This window comes from Reyranella sp., from assembly GCF_965249915.1.
In the GTDB taxonomy this organism is placed as follows: Bacteria; Pseudomonadota; Alphaproteobacteria; order Reyranellales; family Reyranellaceae; genus Reyranella.
This window is the reverse complement of record NZ_OZ252257.1, coordinates 6,047,611-6,064,298: the sequence shown is the minus strand read 5'-3', so window position 1 is coordinate 6,064,298 and position 16,688 is coordinate 6,047,611. Positions and strand designations below refer to the sequence as shown.

The 16,688-nt window shown below is 67.2% G+C and carries 16 protein-coding genes and 1 tRNA gene; 6 read left to right on the top strand and 11 right to left on the bottom strand.

Features of this window, described 5'->3' with window-relative positions:
- Window positions 1-10 precede the first annotated feature (10 nt).
- From ACP15H_RS29805 to ACP15H_RS29795, 3 genes are all read left to right on the top strand, one after another.
- Window positions 11-1,534, top strand: a complete 1,524-nt coding sequence (locus ACP15H_RS29805; protein ID WP_425069725.1) for an amidase — start codon at window positions 11-13, stop codon at window positions 1,532-1,534.
- A 176-nt stretch (window positions 1,535-1,710) separates the two neighbouring features.
- Window positions 1,711-2,031 (top strand): hypothetical protein, encoded by a 321-nt coding sequence (locus tag ACP15H_RS29800; protein WP_425069724.1) that lies wholly within the window; start codon window positions 1,711-1,713, stop codon window positions 2,029-2,031.
- 184 nt (window positions 2,032-2,215) lie between these two features.
- Entirely contained in the window at window positions 2,216-2,584 is a 369-nt protein-coding gene (locus tag ACP15H_RS29795) for a thrombospondin type 3 repeat-containing protein (protein ID WP_425069723.1), read from the top strand.
- Between the two features lie 24 nt (window positions 2,585-2,608).
- Here the strand turns inward: ACP15H_RS29795 and ACP15H_RS29790 are convergent, their stop codons facing one another.
- A complete protein-coding gene (locus tag ACP15H_RS29790; RefSeq protein ID WP_425069722.1) occupies window positions 2,609-3,748 on the bottom strand; it encodes a CaiB/BaiF CoA transferase family protein in 1,140 nt (379 codons plus the stop codon).
- Window positions 3,749-3,753: 5 nt separating this feature from the next.
- Window positions 3,754-4,146, bottom strand: a complete 393-nt coding sequence (locus ACP15H_RS29785; RefSeq protein WP_425069721.1) for a hypothetical protein — start codon at window positions 4,144-4,146, stop codon at window positions 3,754-3,756.
- Between the two features lie 20 nt (window positions 4,147-4,166).
- On the opposite strand from ACP15H_RS29785, the gene prmB reads away from it, so the two are divergent.
- Window positions 4,167-5,048, top strand: a complete 882-nt coding sequence (prmB, locus tag ACP15H_RS29780; protein WP_425069720.1) for a 50S ribosomal protein L3 N(5)-glutamine methyltransferase — start codon at window positions 4,167-4,169, stop codon at window positions 5,046-5,048.
- Here prmB and ACP15H_RS29775 read toward each other — a convergent pair.
- The gene (locus tag ACP15H_RS29775; RefSeq protein ID WP_425069719.1) at window positions 5,045-6,118 is read right to left on the bottom strand and encodes an ATP-dependent 6-phosphofructokinase; all 1,074 of its coding nucleotides are present in this window, start codon (window positions 6,116-6,118) and stop codon (window positions 5,045-5,047) included. The two genes, prmB and ACP15H_RS29775, sit on opposite strands and share 4 nt — an antisense overlap.
- An 86-nt stretch (window positions 6,119-6,204) precedes the next feature.
- Between ACP15H_RS29775 and ACP15H_RS29770 the strand changes: the two genes are divergently transcribed.
- Entirely contained in the window at window positions 6,205-6,711 is a 507-nt protein-coding gene (locus ACP15H_RS29770) for a DinB family protein (RefSeq protein WP_425069718.1), read from the top strand.
- Window positions 6,712-6,714: 3 nt separating this feature from the next.
- On the opposite strand, the gene ACP15H_RS29765 is transcribed toward ACP15H_RS29770, so the two are convergent.
- The 4 genes from ACP15H_RS29765 to ACP15H_RS29750 all read right to left on the bottom strand — a co-directional run bounded on the left by ACP15H_RS29765 (window position 6,715) and on the right by ACP15H_RS29750 (window position 11,723).
- A complete protein-coding gene (locus ACP15H_RS29765; RefSeq protein WP_425069717.1) occupies window positions 6,715-8,292 on the bottom strand; it encodes a metallophosphoesterase in 1,578 nt (525 codons plus the stop codon).
- Between the two features lie 86 nt (window positions 8,293-8,378).
- On the bottom strand, window positions 8,379-9,269 hold the full coding sequence (locus ACP15H_RS29760) for a LysR substrate-binding domain-containing protein (RefSeq protein WP_425069988.1): 891 nt from the start codon (window positions 9,267-9,269) through the stop codon (window positions 8,379-8,381).
- Window positions 9,270-9,343: 74 nt separating this feature from the next.
- Window positions 9,344-10,870, bottom strand: coding sequence for an acyl-CoA synthetase (locus tag ACP15H_RS29755; protein WP_425069716.1), 1,527 nt, complete (start codon window positions 10,868-10,870; stop codon window positions 9,344-9,346).
- A gap of 4 nt (window positions 10,871-10,874) precedes the next feature.
- Window positions 10,875-11,723, bottom strand: coding sequence for an SDR family oxidoreductase (locus ACP15H_RS29750; protein WP_425069715.1), 849 nt, complete (start codon window positions 11,721-11,723; stop codon window positions 10,875-10,877).
- 181 nt (window positions 11,724-11,904) lie between these two features.
- Between ACP15H_RS29750 and ACP15H_RS29745 the strand changes: the two genes are divergently transcribed.
- Complete coding sequence (locus tag ACP15H_RS29745; protein ID WP_425069714.1) at window positions 11,905-12,867, top strand: Bug family tripartite tricarboxylate transporter substrate binding protein; 963 nt, start codon at window positions 11,905-11,907, stop codon at window positions 12,865-12,867.
- 31 nt (window positions 12,868-12,898) lie between these two features.
- On the opposite strand, the gene ACP15H_RS29740 is transcribed toward ACP15H_RS29745, so the two are convergent.
- The 4 genes from ACP15H_RS29740 to ACP15H_RS29725 all read right to left on the bottom strand — a co-directional run bounded on the left by ACP15H_RS29740 (window position 12,899) and on the right by ACP15H_RS29725 (window position 16,688).
- A tRNA-Lys gene (locus ACP15H_RS29740) sits at window positions 12,899-12,974 on the bottom strand.
- Between the two features lie 95 nt (window positions 12,975-13,069).
- The gene (gene rodA, locus ACP15H_RS29735; RefSeq protein ID WP_425069713.1) at window positions 13,070-14,227 is read right to left on the bottom strand and encodes a rod shape-determining protein RodA; all 1,158 of its coding nucleotides are present in this window, start codon (window positions 14,225-14,227) and stop codon (window positions 13,070-13,072) included.
- Complete coding sequence (gene mrdA / locus ACP15H_RS29730; protein WP_425069712.1) at window positions 14,224-16,119, bottom strand: penicillin-binding protein 2; 1,896 nt, start codon at window positions 16,117-16,119, stop codon at window positions 14,224-14,226. The genes rodA and mrdA overlap by 4 nt, the downstream gene beginning before the upstream one ends.
- Window positions 16,116-16,688 (bottom strand): hypothetical protein, encoded by a 573-nt coding sequence (locus ACP15H_RS29725; RefSeq protein ID WP_425069711.1) that lies wholly within the window; start codon window positions 16,686-16,688, stop codon window positions 16,116-16,118. The genes mrdA and ACP15H_RS29725 overlap by 4 nt, the downstream gene beginning before the upstream one ends.

The window sequence follows — 16,688 nt, the reverse complement described above, 5'->3', positions numbered from 1 at the left end:
AGAGGAAGCTATGTCGAAAGAAGAACTCGTCTCCCTGTCGTCGGTGGAGATGCGCCGCCGCATCGGCACCAAGGAAATCTCGCCGGTCGAACTGCTCGACGCCTGCCTCGAGCGCATCGAGGAGGTGAACCCCGCCGTCAATGCCGTGACCGCGATGTGCGTCGACCGCGCGCGCAAGGAAGCCAAGGCCGCCGAGACCGCGGTGCGCCGCGGTGAGGACCTGCCGCTGCTGCACGGCCTGCCGACGGGTATCAAGGATCTCGAGGAGACCAAGGACCTCCTCACCACCTACGGCTCGCCGCTCTATCGCGACTATGTACCGGGCTACGACAACGTCATGGTGAGCCGCGTGCGCGCCGCGGGCGCGGTCGTCGTCGGCAAGACCAACGTGCCGGAATTCGGCGCCGGCTCGAACAGCCGCAACCCGGTCTGGGGCGCCACCGGCAATCCCTTCAACCCGATGCTGAACGCCGGCGGCTCGTCGGGCGGCTCGGCCGCCGCGCTGGCCACCGACATGCTGCCGGTCTGCACCGGCTCGGACACCGGCGGCAGCCTGCGCAACCCCGCTGCCTTCTGCGGCGTCGTGGGCTTCCGCCCCTCGCCCGGCATGGTCGCGGTCGAACGGCGCGCCATGGGCTGGACGCCGATCTCGGTGCTGGGCCCGATGGGCCGCAGCGTCGCCGATGTCTGCCTGCTGTTCGCCACGCAGGTCGGCCAGCATGACAGCGATCCGCTGTCCTTCCCGCTCGAGCCGGAAGCTTATGCCGATCCGTGGCCCGTGGATCTCGGCAGCCTGCGGGTCGCCTACACCGAGGATTTCGGCGGCGCCCCGGTCGAGAAGTCGATCCGCCAGACCTTCCGCGAGAAGATCAAGGCGATGAAGCCGTTCTTCCGCAGCCTCGACAAGGTGGACGTCGACTATGGCGACGCCGACCGCTGCTTCGACGTGATCCGCGCCGTGAGCTTCCTGTCGCGCTACCACGATGCCTACGCCAACAAGCGAGAGATGCTCGGGCCGAACATCATCGCCAACTACGAGCTCGGCGCGAAGCTCAGCCTGGCGGACTTCGCCTGGGCCCATGGCGAGCAGACCCGGATCTTCCGGGCCTTCCAGGAGATCTACAAGGAGTACGACCTGGTCATCGGCCCGACCGTCGGCTTCTCGCCCTTCCCCTGGAAACAGCTCTACATCGAGGAGATGGATGGCAAGAAGCTCGGCACCTACTACCACTGGATGGCGACCAAGTACTTCGTCACCCTGACGTCGAACCCCGCCGTCTCGCTGCCCTGCGGCGTCGACGACAAGAAGATGCCGTTCGGCCTGCAGGTGGTCGGCCGCTTCCGCGGCGACGGCGAAGTGCTGGGTGCCGCCCATGCCATGGAGCAGGCGTTCAAGACCAACCCGGTGCTTGCCCGGCCGCTGCCCAACATCGCCAAGCTGCACAAGCCGGTGCCGGCCCTAAAGTCGATCGTCACGCATCCGCCCAAGCTCAACGCCAAGGTCGCGCGCGGCCCGGCGCCCGGCGCCCTTTAAGAGCCCTGTGTAGAGAAACGAAGGCGGCGAACGCCCGGCAGCCCCAGCGGTTGCCGGGCGTTCTGCTTTACACAACTTCATATTTTCGCCCGGCCGATGCCACTTCCGGCGCCGTACCTCGTTCTAGAGGCAAGCACCTGTCGCGAGACACGGTTCGACCCCAAACGGAGGTAGCGATGAACAAGCTTAAGTTCGTGATGGCGGCGGGCCTGCTGGCCGCGACCGCGGCGTGCACCCAGACCGGCTACGACAATTCGTACGCCTACAACAGCGGGTACAATACACGACCCGTCTATAACAATGCCTACAACAACGCCCCCCGTCCGGCCTACGGCGGCAACTACGCCTACAACAACGCGGGCTACAACAATAACGGCTACTATGCCCGCCCGCCGAACCCGCGCGGTCCCAATGGCGACTACGACCGCGACGGCGTTCCGAACAAGCGCGACATCGATGCCAATGGCGACCATATCCCGGACGCCTTCCAGCGCTAGTCACACGCGACACGAGAACGGCTCCCGGAGAAATCCGGGAGCCGTTTTTGCGTCCGGTCACCACTCGATCACGGCTCGCCTTCATTAAGACGCCGTTGCGTCCCCGGCCCGCCGCCGTCACTCGCGACTCTGCTGTCATGGGAACGTCCCCATCGACATCGGGCGTTCCTCTTGGAGGGACAGAATGCGCTGCGTCAGTTGGCTCGCCGCCGCGAGCCTTGTGATGGTGACGGCGGGGTGCGTTGAACAGTCGGGCTATCCGACGACTTATGGCTACAGCCCGGGATACGGGTCGAACTATGGTTACTCGGGTTATTCCAACAACTATGTCAGCCAGCCAGCCTACTACCGGCCGGCCCCGACCTACTACGCACCGCCGCCGCCCCGGCCGCAGGTGATCACCCAGACGCGCTATGTGCCGGTGCCTGTGGCCCCGCCGAGGCCGCAGTATCATCGGGCGAGGGACAGCGACCGGGACGGCATTCCCGACCGCTACGACCGCGACCGTAACGGCGACGGCGTGCCCGACAGATACCAGCGCTCGCGCTGGTGATCGGCCAAACGAAGCTTGGCGACTTCAACGGCGCTTGGCGCCGCGGATCTCGGCATCGTGCTGGCCGAGCGTCGGCGCCGGGCGGCGGACGCCGCCCGGCGTCGCCGACAGCTTGAGCGGCACGCCCAGCGTCTTCTGCTTGCCGGCCTTGGCGTGTTCGACTTCGGCCACCATTCCCCGCGCCAAGATCTGCGGATCGGCGAAGACCTCGTCGTGATGCAGCACCGGCCCGGCCGGGATGCCTTCCTTCTCCAGCGTCGCCATCCAGTCGTCGGTCGTGCGCTTGACGATCTCGGCCTGCAGGATGGCGACGATCTGTTCGTTGTTCTTCACCCGGTCGGCATTGGCCTTGAAGCGCGGATCCTCGGGCAATTCCGGCCGGCCGATCAGGGCGCACAGCCTGCGGAAGAAGTTCTGCTGCGCCCCGCCGATGGTCAGCCAGCCATCCGCCGTCTGGAACACCTGATAGGGCGAGGAACCGCGATGCGCCTGGCCGAGCTTCTCCGGCCGGATCCCGTTGGCGAAGAAGTTGGCGGCCTCGTAAACGCCCAGCGATACCGTGGCCTCAAGCAGAGACGTCTCGACCCACTGCCCCTCGCCGGTCTTGTGACGCGCCTGCAGCGCGCTCAGCACGCCGATGGTGAGATAGAGGCCGGCGCCCACGTCGGAGATGGCGAGCGGAATGCGGTAGGGCGGACCGTCCTTCGGACCCGTGACCGACATCAGGCCCGACATGGCCTGGATGATCAGGTCGAAGCCGCCGCGCGCGGCATAGGGACCGGTCTGGCCGAACCCGGAGATCGAGCCCAGCACCAGCCGCTTGTTGCGCGCATGCAGTGCGTCCCAGCCGAGGCCCAGCCGCTTCATCACGCCGGGCCGGAAATTCTCCAGCACCACGTCGGCACCGTCGACCAGGTCCCAAAAAACTTTCAGATCGTCCTCGTTCTTGAGGTCGAGCTTCAGGCCGCGCTTGTTTCGGTTCCACAGCATGAAGGGCGCCGACTCGCCTTCGACGAACGGCGGCGCGCCGCGCATTGAATCGCCCTGCGGGCTCTCGATCTTGATGACATCGGCGCCCATGTCGGCGAGCTGCATGCCGCAGAAGGGACCGGAGAGATGGGTCGTGAGATCGAGGACGACCAGACCGTCGAGAGCGCCTGCCATATTGCCTATCCCAGGAGTTTGCGAAGATCGTCGAGCGTGTCGGCCCATTTGCTGACACCGAGATGGTTGGACACCAGGCGGCCTGCCTGCACGATCAGGAAGCGCGGTGCGCCGCTCTTGCGCGGGATCTGGGCGAGGATGGCGCCGAGGTCGCCCGGCCAGTAGCGCTCCTGATAGGCCTCGCGGAAGCGCGCGGCCTCCACCTCTTCCCAGACGACCTGGCGAAACTCGGGCGAGGCGATCCAAGTATCGAGGTACTCGCGCTTCCAGCGCACGCAGGGCGGACAGTCCGGGCCGCCGATCAGGATCACCCTGATCTCGGCCGGCGCGGCGCGCGTCTGACCATTTGCGGTCGCCGCGACAGCGAGTCCGGCGAAAAGAAGCGCGCGGCGATTCATATCCGGTAATGTAGGCCCGCATGGCACGCGCGACCAAACTCTCTCTCGTCACCCTGGGTGATTTCTTCCATTTCGCCGTGGCGCGTTTTCGCGCTGCGCGCCTGGCCTATGGCCACGGTACGACCAACGCGGTCGACGAAGCGGCTTTCATGGTGCTGGAGGCGCTGCGTCTTCCCATCGCCCGTATCGACCCTTGGCTCGACCTCGTGCCGACGGAACCGGAGAAGGCGCGTCTCATGACCCTGATCGAGGCGCGGATCGGGCTGCGCATGCCGGCTCCCTATCTGCTCGAAGCCGCCTACATGCACGGCGTGCGGTTCCACATCGACCGCCGGGCGCTGATCCCGCGCTCCTTCATCGGCGATCTTCTGGCCGGTGGCGCCCTGCCGACCGCGAAGCCGCGCCGCATCCTCGATCTCTGCTGCGGCTCCGGCTGTCTCGCCATCCTCGCGGCGCTGGCCTTCCCGCGCGCGAAGATCGATGCCGTCGACCTGTCGGCCGGCGCGCTGGCACTCGCCCGGCGCAATGTGGCGACGCACCGGCTGGGCGATCGCATCACGCTCCACCGCGGCGATCTCTTCAAGCCGCTGCAGGGGCAGCGCTACGACCTCATCATCAGCAACCCGCCCTATGTCGACGCCGGCGGCATGGCGAAGCTGCCGCCCGAGTTCCGGCACGAGCCGCGGATGGCGCTCGCGGCCGGCGCCGACGGGCTGGACCTCGTCCATCGCATCCTCTCGGAAGCGCCGAAGCATCTGACGAAGAGCGGCGGCCTGGTATGCGAGATCGGCCGCGGCCGCCCGCCGCTCGAAGCCGCCTACCCCCGGCTGCCCTTCATCTGGCTCGACACCGAACTCAGCGAAGGCGAGGTCTTCTGGCTGTCGCGCAGCGACCTGGCCTAGGTCGCGTCGCCGAGGCAGATCCCGAGGGCGCGCGCCGTGCAGATGAGCGTGCCGTCGGGATCGACGGTGCGCGACCTGCCGACGACCGTCGACAAGGGCACGTCGATCACCTGACGGTTCCACCAGGCCACCATGTGGTCGGCCTTGCCTTCGGCCAGCAGATCGACCGCGCGCACGCCCAGCGCCGAGGCGAGCAACCGGTCCTCCGCCGTCGGCATGGCGCCGCGTTGGACATGCCCCAGGACGGTGGCGCGCGCCTCCGCACCGGTCGCCTTGGCGAGCCGCTTGGCCAGCCATTCGCCGACGCCGTGATCGGGCGCGTCAACCGAAGGATCCGCCGCCTCGTCGGACTGACCGGCGGCTTCCGCCACGACCACCAGCGCCGACGTATGGCCGGCCGCCCGCAGGGCCGCGATGTGGCGAACCACGTTCTCAAGCCGCCACCGAACCTCGGGGATCAGCACGACGTCGGCGCCGCCGGCGATGGCGGCCGCGATGGCGATGTGACCGGCATCGCGGCCCATCACCTCCAGCACCATCGTGCGCTCGTGGCTGGCGCCGGTCGGCTGCAGGCGGTCGAGCGCTTCGGTGGCGATCGCGACGGCGGTCGAGTAGCCGATCGCCCGTTCGGTCTGGTCGACATCGTTGTCGATGGTCTTGGGAATACCCACGAAGGGGATACCCGAGGGATCAAGCAGTTTGCGCAGGATGGCGAGGCTGCCGTCGCCGCCGACGCCGATCAGCCCGTCGAGGCCGAGCTGCTTCAGCCCGTCGACCATCTCGGCCGACCGGTCCTTGCGGCTGCCGTCGGGCATCGGAAAGGAGAAAGGGTTGCCGCGATTGGTGCTGCCGAGGAACGTGCCGCCCTGCCGCGCCAGCGCGGCGCTGAGCCGGTCGGGGTCGAGCGTCACCGCCTCCACGGGGCGCTCCAGCAGGCCCAGCGTGCCGTAGCGCAGGCCGACCGTCGTCCAGCCATGACCATGATGAGCCCGCAGCGCCACCGCCCGGATCGTGGCGTTGAGCCCGGCACAGTCGCCGCCGCTGGTGAGAATGCCGATGCGCTTCGTCATCTGGATACTCCTGGCTGCCGCGAGCACGACAGGTTGAAAGAACCGATCAATCTTGAAGACGGCCGTGACCGGTGCAGGATAACGACATGAAGAAGCACTATCACACCTTCGCCGGCTACAATGCCTGGGCCAACCGCCGGCTCTATGACGCCGCGGCCGCACTCGGCGATGCCGAGTACCGCGCCGATCGTGGCGCCTTCTTCAAGTCGATGCACGGCACGCTCAATCACCTGCTGGCCACCGATCGCATCTGGATGAAACGCTTCACCGGCGAAGGCGATGCGCCGGACCGTCTCGACGCGATCGTGCATGAGGGTTTCGCCGAATTGCGGGCCGCGCGTGAGGCCGAGGACCGGCGCATCGTGGCGTGGATCCACGGTCTCGACGAGACGAGGCTCGCCGGCGCCATCCGCTACCGGCGCGTTTCCAGTCCCGACGAATTCGTGCAGGAGCTGATGCCGGCCCTGGACCACTGGTTCAACCACCAGACCCATCATCGCGGGCACGCGCACATGATCCTGACGAGTCTCGGCAGGCCCGCGCCGGAACTCGACCTGCTCTACTATCAACGCGAGGTCGCCGCGGGTCGCTGAACTCTACTGGAGTTCGCAGACCGACCGCTGGCGATCCGGCCCCGGCCAGCGCGAATCGCAGACGGCGAGAGGCTCGCCTTCGGTGCCGTAGAGGACGCTGGTCCAGGTCCCGTCTTCCACGGGGCGCACGATCATCGCCGCGAAATCGCGCAGCCCGACGACCCAGGCCGGGCCCCTGTCGAGACCTTCGACGCGGATCGGGGCTTTTGGATTCTCCGGCGACGGTGGCGGCTGCACATGCGACAGCTCCATGCCGCCGGTGCCGACCGCCAGATGGGGCGGATGCGCTCCCTCGAAGCCGATCGCCTGGAACCGGTGCATGTGACCCGCAATGACCGCGGTCACATGGGATGGCAGGCCGCGGCCGAAGACGCGGTGGACGGCCTCGCGCTGGGTCTCGTTGATGAAGCCGTAGGGAGTTAGGCCGATCGGCCCACCCTTGTCGCGCTTCACCACCGCCCAGATCGGCCGATGGGTCACCACCCAGGTCGGGGTCGCATCCTCGTCGAGCATCCGCGCCACGTCGCGATACTGCGTGATGTAGGTCTCGAGATTGTAGAGCACCGCGTCGGCGGCGTTCGCCGAATCGACGGCGATGATGTTCAGCCTGCCGAGCTTCAGCCGGAACGGCGCATTGGCGACGATCGGAAAAGGCAGTCCCGCGAAAGGCTGGGCCGGCGGCGCGGGCCAGGCGCCCGGGCGCCAGTCCGCCGGCAGTTGCGGCGGGCATTCCTTCTGGTGGTGTCCCGGCCCGAGCAACGGCGAACCGGCATCGAGCAGGTAGAACCAGCCGGGACCGCCGCGGCTGCAGAGCTCGTGGTTGCCGCGACTGAACAGCCACGGCGCGGCGACCAGGAGTTTGGCGGCCGGCCTGAAGAAATCGTCGCGCCAGTTGGTCCATCTGTCCGGGTTCGGGCTCCCCTCGATGTTCTGGCTCCAATAGGCGGCGCCAATCGGCAGGCTGGCAATGTCCTCGTCGTCGAGATCGCCGGTGTCGTAGACATTCACGCGGAGCGGCGCGGCATAGCCGGTGAGGCTGGGTGGCAGCACCAGGCCCCGCTCGGTGCCACGATAGTTGTAGTCGCCGACATGCACGATCAGGTCGGGGCGCTTGTCGGCCTCTTCGTGCGATAGGACGCCGAACGGCCACACCTTGGCGAACCCGTCGCCATCACAGGGTTGCGGCTTGGCCGGCGTCTCGCCGCGGCAGCCGCTGTCGCCGATCAGCGCGACGCGGCGCGGCGTGCCCAGCGAAACGGTCGGCAGGTCGATGCGACGATCGCCCAGGAAGACACTGCCCGCCTCGCCCACCGGATAGAGCGCCTCGCAGACCGTCACGGCGTCGAAATGACCGCCCGGCGGGCGGCGGCGCTGCGCCATCGCCGTGGAGACGCCACCCACCGTGGAGCGCAGGACCGGACACGCCGTCGTCCATTCGGCGACGCTGCGCACCATCGGCACGGGCCTTCCGTCGCTGCCCTCCGCCAGCAGCACGAAAGCGAAGAAGTCCCGCGACGCGGTCTGGGCATGCGCGCCGAAGCCGGCGAACAAGAGAGCAAGAACGATGCAGACGATACGCATTGGTCACGAACTCCGGAGAGACCGTTGTATCCGCGGGACCGGCCTGCTCAACCGAAATCGGGCGGGGGGTGCGTGATCGCGGGACGTCAGGCCTGGCCGACGGACTTGGCCAGCCTCAGGAAGGCTTTCAGAAGGACGTTCGGATCGTCCTTGCGATAGATCGCATAGAGTTTCGACAGCACCCTTCTGCTGCGGACCGTCAGAGGCCGATAGATGACACGCGGCAGATGCAGGCTTCGAATGCAATCGGCCACCACCGTTACGCCAAGACCGGCAGCGACCAGGCTGACGGCCGTCTGCATTTCGCCGGTATCCTGGTCGATATGCGGGTAGTAACCTGCGGCGCGGCACATATCGACGATCTCATCGGCAACGCTCGGTGAGGTGTTGCCCCGGTAGAGCACGAACTTGTCGTTCTCGAGTTTCTCCAGCGGCACCACCTTGAGCGCCGCCAGCGGATGGCGTTCGTGCAGCGCCACGATGAACGGTTCGCGGTGAATGGCTTCCGATGCCATGTCGCGCTCGCGGACCGGCGAGCGGGTCAGGGCCAGGTTGATCTTGCCTCCCGCAAGGGCCGCGATCTGCTCCGCCTTGATCAGGTGCTGCATCTCCAGGCGCACCTGCGGGAACTCGCGATGGAACTGCTCGAGGATGCGCGGAAAAATTCCAAGCGAGGCCGATCCGGCCATTCCCAGCACGATCCGCCCGACTTCGCCCTGGGCGACGCCCTTTGCATGCTCCGTCGCGCGATCGAGCGCGGCAAACATTTCCCGGACGTCATGGTGAAAGGCGGCGCCCGCCTCGGTCAGCTGGACTCGCTGGTTGGCGCGCACGAACAGGGCGATGCCCAGCTCCTGTTCGAGCGCCTGGATCTGGCGACTGAGCGGCGGTTGGGAGAGGTTCAGCCGTGCTGCTGCCTTGACGAAATGAAGCTCCTCGGCAAGCACCAGGAAGTACTTGAGCTGGCTGATCTTCATTGTGGCGTCGCGGCTCGCGGCATGGCGCAACGCTGACACAGGACGCGACGATGAGCCAGTTCGTGACGAAAAGGCTAGATGTGCCGGCCAGCCTGCCGCCAGTAGGGCTCGCGCAACAGGCGCTTCTGGATCTTGCCGGAGTCCTGGCGCGGCAGCTCCGCCCGGATTTCCACGTGGCGCGGCAACTTGAAGCCGCTGAGCCGCCCCATCAGGAAAGCCTTGATCGCCGCCGGCTCGAGCGGTGCATCGGGATAGGGCTCGACAAGCGCCAGCAGGGCTTCGCCGTACTCGGCGTCGGGGATGCCGAAGACGGCGCAATCCTTCACGCCCGGCATACCGCTCAGCACCGATTCGACTTCCGCCGGATAGACGTTCGCACCGCCGATGATCACCATGTCTCGCTTACGGTCGCAGAGGAACAGGAACCCGGCCTCGTCGCGGTAGCCGATGTCGCCCAGGGTGACGAGTCCATCGCGCTCGACCTCGCGACGCCTGTCTTCCAGGCCATGATAGGTGAAGTCGGGATAGTGGCGGAGTCGCGCGAAGATCTCGCCGGGAACGCCGGCCGGACAATCGTTGCCGTTCTCGTCGAGGATATGCACGACTGCATGATCGGTCGGCTTGCCGACGGTACCGGGGCGTTCGAGCCAGTCGGCCGAGGTGCCGAAAGCGATCGGCCCCGTCTCGGTCCCGCCGTAGAACTCGTTGATCACCGGCCCCCACCATTCGATCATCCGGCGCTTGACGTCCGCTGGACAGGGTGCGGCGGCATGCAGAACGAAGCGCAGAGAGGACAGGTTGTAGCGACGGCGTACGTCGGCGGGCAGGCCGAGCAACCGGACGAACATGGTCGGCACCATGAACAGGCTGGTGATGCGATGCTCCTCGATCTGCGCCAGCAACGCTTCGGGCTCGAAGCGCGCCATCAAGACGAGGAGTTCCGCCGTTGCGGCGGCGCTGAGCGCAATGCCGTTCGGGGCGCCGTGATAGAGCGGCCCCGGCAGCAGGATCCGCGCATCGCGGACGACGCCATAGACCGTGCGCCGCGTCTCCGTCATGAGCCGCTGCTGCTCCGGCGTCGGCGCGAAGCGGCGAACACCCTTGGGCTTTCCGGTCGTGCCCGACGTGTAGAGCATGCTTTGGGACATCACCTCGGGGTGACCTGCATGAGCCCCCTGGGCCTGCAGCCAGTCGCTCCAGTTCTGCGCCGGGGCGCGAGGAGCGACGGTGGCGGGATCGATCCGATAGGCCTCGATGACATCGGACGGGGTCTCGACGGCAAAGACCGTGAGTCCCTCCAGCATGCCTGCCTCGAGAGGCACGAGCAGATCGGCATGCGCGACGAGTATCTTCGCGCCGCTGTCTTCGAGGATGTACGCGACCTCGGAGGGCGTCGAATGCCAGCTGATCGGCACGGCGTAGGCTCCGACATGGGTCGCCGCGAGGCTCGCTTCGAGGAAGGCGATATCGTTGCGCATCAACAGCGCGACCGCATCGCGCCTTCCCACTCCCATCGCGGCAAAGCCGCCGGCCGCCTTCCGGGCACGGGCCTGCAGCTCGCGACGCGACATCGACCGATCGGCCTGCCTGAACTCGGCCACGACGTCAGACCCAGCCGCGCTTGAGCCACCGCCCGCCATCGACCATGAAATCGCAGCCTGTGACGAAGTCTCCGCCCGGCGAGGCAAGGAACGCGCAGGCATTGGCGATGTCGTCGACCAGGCCGAAGGTGCCCATCGCCATGCGCTCGTACTCGTGATCGGCAATGCCGCGGTCCTCGTACAGCCGCTTCAGGCCCTCGGTTCCGGCGATCGGGCCGGGCAGGACGTTGTTGACCCGGATGCCGTAGCCGCCCCATTCGACGGCGAGGCTTCGGGTCAGCGAGAGCACGCCCGCCTTGGCCGAGGCGGCGTGGGCACTGCCGGGCCAGCCGGACAGGGCCTGGGGAACGGTGATGTTGATGATGCGGCCGCCGTGGGACGAGGCCTTGAGCCCGGGCAGGGCGGCCTGGCAACCGTTGAAGGTCCCGTTCAGGTCGATGTCGATGACGGCCCGCCATCCGTTCTCGGACAGTTGCTCGGTCGGACAATGAAAGTTGCCGGCGGCATTGTTGACCAGGATGTCCAGGCAGCCGAACCGGCTGACGATCCCGTCGACGGCTTCGCGCATCGCCGCATGGTTACGGACGTCGACCGCGATCGTGACCAGCTCCGCGGCGGGCAGGTCGCGAAGCAGCTCCGCGCGCGCTTCCGCAAGCTTTTCTTCGCGTCGCCCGATCAGGGCGACCGTCGCGCCGAGCTCGGCAAAACTCCGGACAATGCCGAAGCCGATGCCCGAGCTGCCGCCGGTGACGAGGGCGATCCTCCCCTGCAGGAGATCGTCACGGAAGATGCGCGGCCGTCTTTCCGTGCCCGCATAGGGATCGGGCCGGGCTGTCACGTGGGGCGTATTCATGTTTCCTCACCGTCTGTCGCGCGCTTCTGTCGAGCGGCCAACCCTAGGCAACCGGAGCCCCGCCTTCCCAATATTTTCCCGGTATCGATCCATGCCCTTTCGATATTGGCGATGCCGGAGCCTCGCGAACAAACTGAAGTCCACGGTCCGGCGCACAAGACCGGGCCATCGGGAGGCAACAATGAAGAGATTGATCACATTGGCCGTGGCCATGGTGGCTATGGCGGCCACGGCGCCGGCACAGGCCCAGGACTATCCCAACCGGCCGATCCGGCTAGTCACCCTGGGAACGCCGGGCACGGCCAGCGACGTGCTGGTTCGCACGGTCGGCAAGCGGCTTTCGGAAAAACTCGGCCAGCCGGTCGTCGTCGACAACAAGCCCGGTGCCGACGGCGTGATCGCCGCCGCCGACGTAGCGAAGGCACCGCCCGATGGCTACACGCTGCTGTTCGCCTCCAACAGCCCGATCGCGGCGGCCCCTGCCCTGCGCAAGTCGCTGCCCTACGATCCGATGGTGGATCTCACGCCGATCACGATGGTCGGCTACTTCACTTTCTTCCTGTATTTGAATGCGGAAGTGCCGGCCAAGACGCTGGCCGAGCTGGTCGCCTACGCCAAGGCCAATCCGGGGAAGCTCTCCTACGGCAGCGGCAACACCACCGGCAGCGTCGGCGTTGCGCAGATCGCGGCGCTGACCGGCACCCAGATGGTCCACGTCCCCTACAAGGGCGAGCCGCAGGCGATCGTCGATCTCCTGGCCGGCCGCATCGACATGATGATCGGCACGCCGACGACCGGCCTCAGCCATGTCAGGAGCGGCAAGCTGCGGGCGATGGTGACGACCCTGAAGCAGCGCTCGACGATCCTCCCCGACGTTCCGACGATCTACGAGGCCGGCCTGCCGCAATTCACGATCACCTCCTGGGGCGGCATGTTCGGTCCGGCGAAGATGCCCAGGGAGATCGTGGCGCGCCTCAACAAGGTGCTGATCGAAGTCATTCAGGAGCCGGATGTGGCCAAGGTCCTGGAGGCGCAAGGCTTTGCGCTGGCGACATCGACGCCAGAGGAGCTGGGCGCCTATCTCAAGGGTCAGATCGAGGCTTGGAAAGTATCCGCGCGCGCGGCCGGCATCGAACCGGAATAAGACAAGGCGGCTGGAACAGGCATCCGGGAAATGGTGGGCGCACCAGGGCTCGAACCTGGGACAAGCTGATTAAGAGTCAGCTGCTCTACCAACTGAGCTATGCGCCCCCCGTTTCAGGGGTCATTGCCCGGAAGGCGGCGGCTATACCAAGGCTGTTCCGGCTTGTCGATAGACTCTTTTGAAGGAAATTTTGAAGGCCCGCCTAGCGGGTCCGGGGGAGCTGGGCGTCGCGGTAGACATTGACCCCGATCAGCAGTCCGCACGCAAACATCACCGACAGGAGAGCGGTGCCGCCGTTGCTGACCAGCGGCAGCGGCACGCCAACGACCGGCAGCATGCCCATCACCATGGCGGTGTTGATGAACATGTAGAGGAACAGCATCGCGGTCACGCCCAGCGCCAGCAGGCGGCCGAAATGATGCTGGCTGCGGAAGGCGATGGAAAAGCCCCAGAGCACGACCAGCGCGAACAGGCCGAGCAGGACGAGCGCGCCGGCCATGCCCCATTCCTCGACGAAGGTCGTGAAGATGAAGTCGGTCTGCTTCTCGGGCAGGAAGTTGAGCGAAGATTGCGTACCCTTGAGGAAGCCCTTGCCGAACATGCCGCCCGAGCCGATGGCGATCTTCGACTGGGTGATGTGGTAGCCGGCGCCCAGCGGATCGCGGTCGGGATCGAGGAAGGTGAGCACCCGCTTCTTCTGGTACTCGTGCATCAGCGACCAGGCGATCGGCAGGCAGGCCACGGCGCTGATACCGGCCGCCAGGAACATCCAGATCCGCACGCCGGCCACGAACAGGAGCGCGCCGCCGCCCATCAGCACCATCATCGCCGTGCCGAGGTCGGGCTGGACCATCACAAGGCCGACCACGACCAGGATCATGGCGAGCGGCGGCAGGGTGTAGAGGAACTGCCCGGCCTGCTCGCGCCGCAGCCCGTGATAGTAGCGCGCGATCACCATGATGACCGCCACCTTGGCGATTTCCGAGGGCTGGATCTGGATCGGGCCGAGCACCAGCCAGCGCTGCGCGCCCATGCCGATCTTGCCGATCACGTCGACCGCCACCAGCATCAGCACGGACACGATGTAGATCGGCCAGGCGAGCGCCAGCCAGACCTTGGGATGGACCAGCGCGACCACCAGCATCAGCATCAGGGCCGAGCCGTAGCGCACCGCATGGCGCGCCGCCCAGGGTTCGAAGCGCCCCCCGGCCGCCGAGTAGAGCGCCAGCACGCCCACGCCGGCGATCGCCGTCAGCACCAGCACGAGGCCCCAGTTGATGCGCCAGATCTTCTCGGCAAAGCCGACCGGTGCCGGCGCGTCGAGCGAGGCGCTGCTGCTGCCCAGGGCGGCAAGGCTCATCGCGACGCCATCTTCTTGAAGCGGTCGGTGCGGCGCGACGGATCGCGCTTCATGGTCTCGACCAGCACGTCGCGGCCGATCGGGCCCGCGGTGGCGCCGCCCGCCTGCCCATGCTCGACGATCACGGCGCAGGCATAGCGCGGATTGTCGACCGGCCCGTAGCAGACGAAGAGCGCATGGTGGCGCAGGTGCCAGGGCAGCGAGGCCTGGGTGATGCCCATCTCGCGCTCACGCTCGGTGATGCGCTTGACCTGTGCCGTGCCGGTCTTGCCGGCGAAGGTGAACTCGGGCTGCTTGGAGCGCAGTGCATTGGCGGTGCCATGGCCGGTGTTGACCACGTCGGACATGCCCTGCCGGATCACCGCGAGATGCTGCGGGTTCAGACGCAGCGACGGCGCGGTGGGCTTGGTGCGCGGCGCCGGCGGCACCAGCTCCTCGCGCGGCGTGGCCTTGGCCAGCAGCAGGTTGGGCTGGACCTCATAGCCGCCGTTGGCGAGGCGCGCAGTCATGATGGCGAGCTGCAGCGGCGTCGCCGTCATATAGCCCTGGCCGATGCCGAGGTTGAACGTGTCGCCGTGCTGCCAGGCCTTGCCGATCTTCTCCTGCTTCCAGGCGCGGGTCGGCTGGTTGGCGGCGGACTCGCCGGGCAGGCCGAGTTCGCTCACCTTGCCGAAGCCCAGCCGCTGGGCCATGTCGCTCACGCGATCGATGCCGGCGCGACGCGCCGCCTCGTAGAAGAAGCAGTCGCACGACATGGCGATCGCCTCGGAGACGTTGGTCGAGCCGTGACCGCCCTTCAGCCAGCAATGGAACTTGATCTTGCCCAGCTCGAGGAAGCCGGGGCACGGCAGGCGCGTCCACGGGTCGATCACCTTGGCCTCGAGCGCGGCCAGCGCCGTCACCATCTTGTAGGTCGAACCCGGCGGATAGACGCCGGCGATCGCCTTGTTGTGCAGCGGCCTCTGGGGATCGTCGAGCAGGTCACGCCACTCCGCCTGCGTGATGCCGCGGGCGAAGGTCGAGGGATCGAAGCCGGGCGTCGAGACCATGGCGATCACGTCGCCGGTGATGACGTCGAGCACGACCACGGAGCCGCTCTGGTGCTCCTTCATCTTTTCGGCGGCGAAGCGCTGGATATCGAGATCGATGGTGAGCAGCGCATTTGCGCCCGGCTGGCCTTCCGTGCGGTCGAGCTCGCGGACGACGCGACCGACGGCATTCACCTCGACCTGGACGGCGCCGGCGCGGCCGCGCAGGTCGTCCTCGAGCGAGCGCTCGACGCCCTTCTTGCCGAACCGCATGGTCGCGAGTTGCAGCACCGGATCGTCGCGCCCGGCGAGATCCTCGTCGGCGACGCGACCGGTATAGCCCACGATGTGGCTCATCAGCTCGCCTTCGGGATAGTCGCGCGACTGGCCGAGATCGATGAACACACCGGGCAGGTCGGGCGCATTGAACTCGAGCCGGGCGACCTCCTCCCAGCCGAGATTCTCCCGCACCACGATGGGCTGCGCGTTGCGATTGCGGCGCAGCTCGCGCAGCAGCCGGGTCTTCTCGGTGTCGCCCAGGACCAGGATCTGATCGAGGCGCTCGACCAGCACGTCGACGCCACGGCCGCGGTCCGACGCCGCCATGGCGCGGAAATTGTTGCGGTTGACCGCCAGCGGTACGCCGCCGCGATCGAAGATCAGTCCGCGCGACGGCGGCAGCAGCCGCATGCTGACGCGGTTTTCCTCGGCCATCGAGGAGAAGCGGTCGGTCTCGACGACCTGGAGCTGGTAGAGGCGGCCGGCCAGCGCGGTCAGCAGAACGGCCTGCGCCCCGCCCAGCAGCAGGGCGCGACGCGTGAAGAGGCCGCTGCGTTCGCCGTCGCCTTTTCGGAAATGCTTCATGTCGTGGTCTCGCCGGGGCGCGCCGATCCGCGCGACAGCTCGGGCACGTTCAGCGGATCGCGGGCGCGGACGCGGGCGAGCAACGGCGCCAGCAACGGGTAGATCACGATCATCACGATATACTGCAACATCGCGGGCACCGGATCGATTGCCGCCCAGGTCCACAAGGTCGTGAAGGCCCAGACGAGTGCCACGTAACCCCAGCACAGGATGCAGAAGCCGATCCACTGGAACAGGAACGGAACGCCCACGAGATAGCGGCGGTTGGCGGTGACCGCGGCGCGGACCAGGATGAAGCCCAGCGCACTGATGCCGACGGGCGCGCCCGGGCCGCCCAAGAGAAGGTCCAGGAGGACGCCCATCACCAGCAGCAGCAGCCCCGGCAACCGCTCGGGCGTGGCCAGGCTGAACTGGAAGACCACCAGGACCGGCAGCAGCGGCAGCGTGTCCGACAGGTACGGCGCGCGCAGCGGCGCCAGGGTCAGCAGCACGAAGAAAAGGAGGACCGTGCCCGGAAGGGCGGCCCTGCCCCAGCGGTCGAGAATGGCGAGGGTGCCGTCGGCGCGCAT

Coding starts and splice junctions, on each gene's coding strand:
- ACP15H_RS29800 (WP_425069724.1), top strand. CDS start 1,711: ATGAACAAGCTTAAGTTCGTGATGGCGGCGGGCCTGCTGGCCGCGACC.
- ACP15H_RS29805 (WP_425069725.1), top strand. CDS start 11: ATGTCGAAAGAAGAACTCGTCTCCCTGTCGTCGGTGGAGATGCGCCGC.
- ACP15H_RS29785 (WP_425069721.1), bottom strand. CDS start 4,146: ATGAATCGCCGCGCGCTTCTTTTCGCCGGACTCGCTGTCGCGGCGACC.
- ACP15H_RS29765 (WP_425069717.1), bottom strand. CDS start 8,292: ATGCGTATCGTCTGCATCGTTCTTGCTCTCTTGTTCGCCGGCTTCGGC.
- ACP15H_RS29750 (WP_425069715.1), bottom strand. CDS start 11,723: ATGAATACGCCCCACGTGACAGCCCGGCCCGATCCCTATGCGGGCACG.
- rodA (WP_425069713.1), bottom strand. CDS start 14,227: ATGAGCCTTGCCGCCCTGGGCAGCAGCAGCGCCTCGCTCGACGCGCCG.
- ACP15H_RS29795 (WP_425069723.1), top strand. CDS start 2,216: ATGCGCTGCGTCAGTTGGCTCGCCGCCGCGAGCCTTGTGATGGTGACG.
- prmB (WP_425069720.1), top strand. CDS start 4,167: ATGGCACGCGCGACCAAACTCTCTCTCGTCACCCTGGGTGATTTCTTC.
- ACP15H_RS29760 (WP_425069988.1), bottom strand. CDS start 9,269: ATGAAGATCAGCCAGCTCAAGTACTTCCTGGTGCTTGCCGAGGAGCTT.
- ACP15H_RS29770 (WP_425069718.1), top strand. CDS start 6,205: ATGAAGAAGCACTATCACACCTTCGCCGGCTACAATGCCTGGGCCAAC.
- ACP15H_RS29745 (WP_425069714.1), top strand. CDS start 11,905: ATGAAGAGATTGATCACATTGGCCGTGGCCATGGTGGCTATGGCGGCC.
- mrdA (WP_425069712.1), bottom strand. CDS start 16,119: ATGAAGCATTTCCGAAAAGGCGACGGCGAACGCAGCGGCCTCTTCACG.
- ACP15H_RS29725 (WP_425069711.1), bottom strand. CDS start 16,688: ATGCGCGCCGACGGCACCCTCGCCATTCTCGACCGCTGGGGCAGGGCC.
- ACP15H_RS29775 (WP_425069719.1), bottom strand. CDS start 6,118: ATGACGAAGCGCATCGGCATTCTCACCAGCGGCGGCGACTGTGCCGGG.
- ACP15H_RS29790 (WP_425069722.1), bottom strand. CDS start 3,748: ATGGCAGGCGCTCTCGACGGTCTGGTCGTCCTCGATCTCACGACCCAT.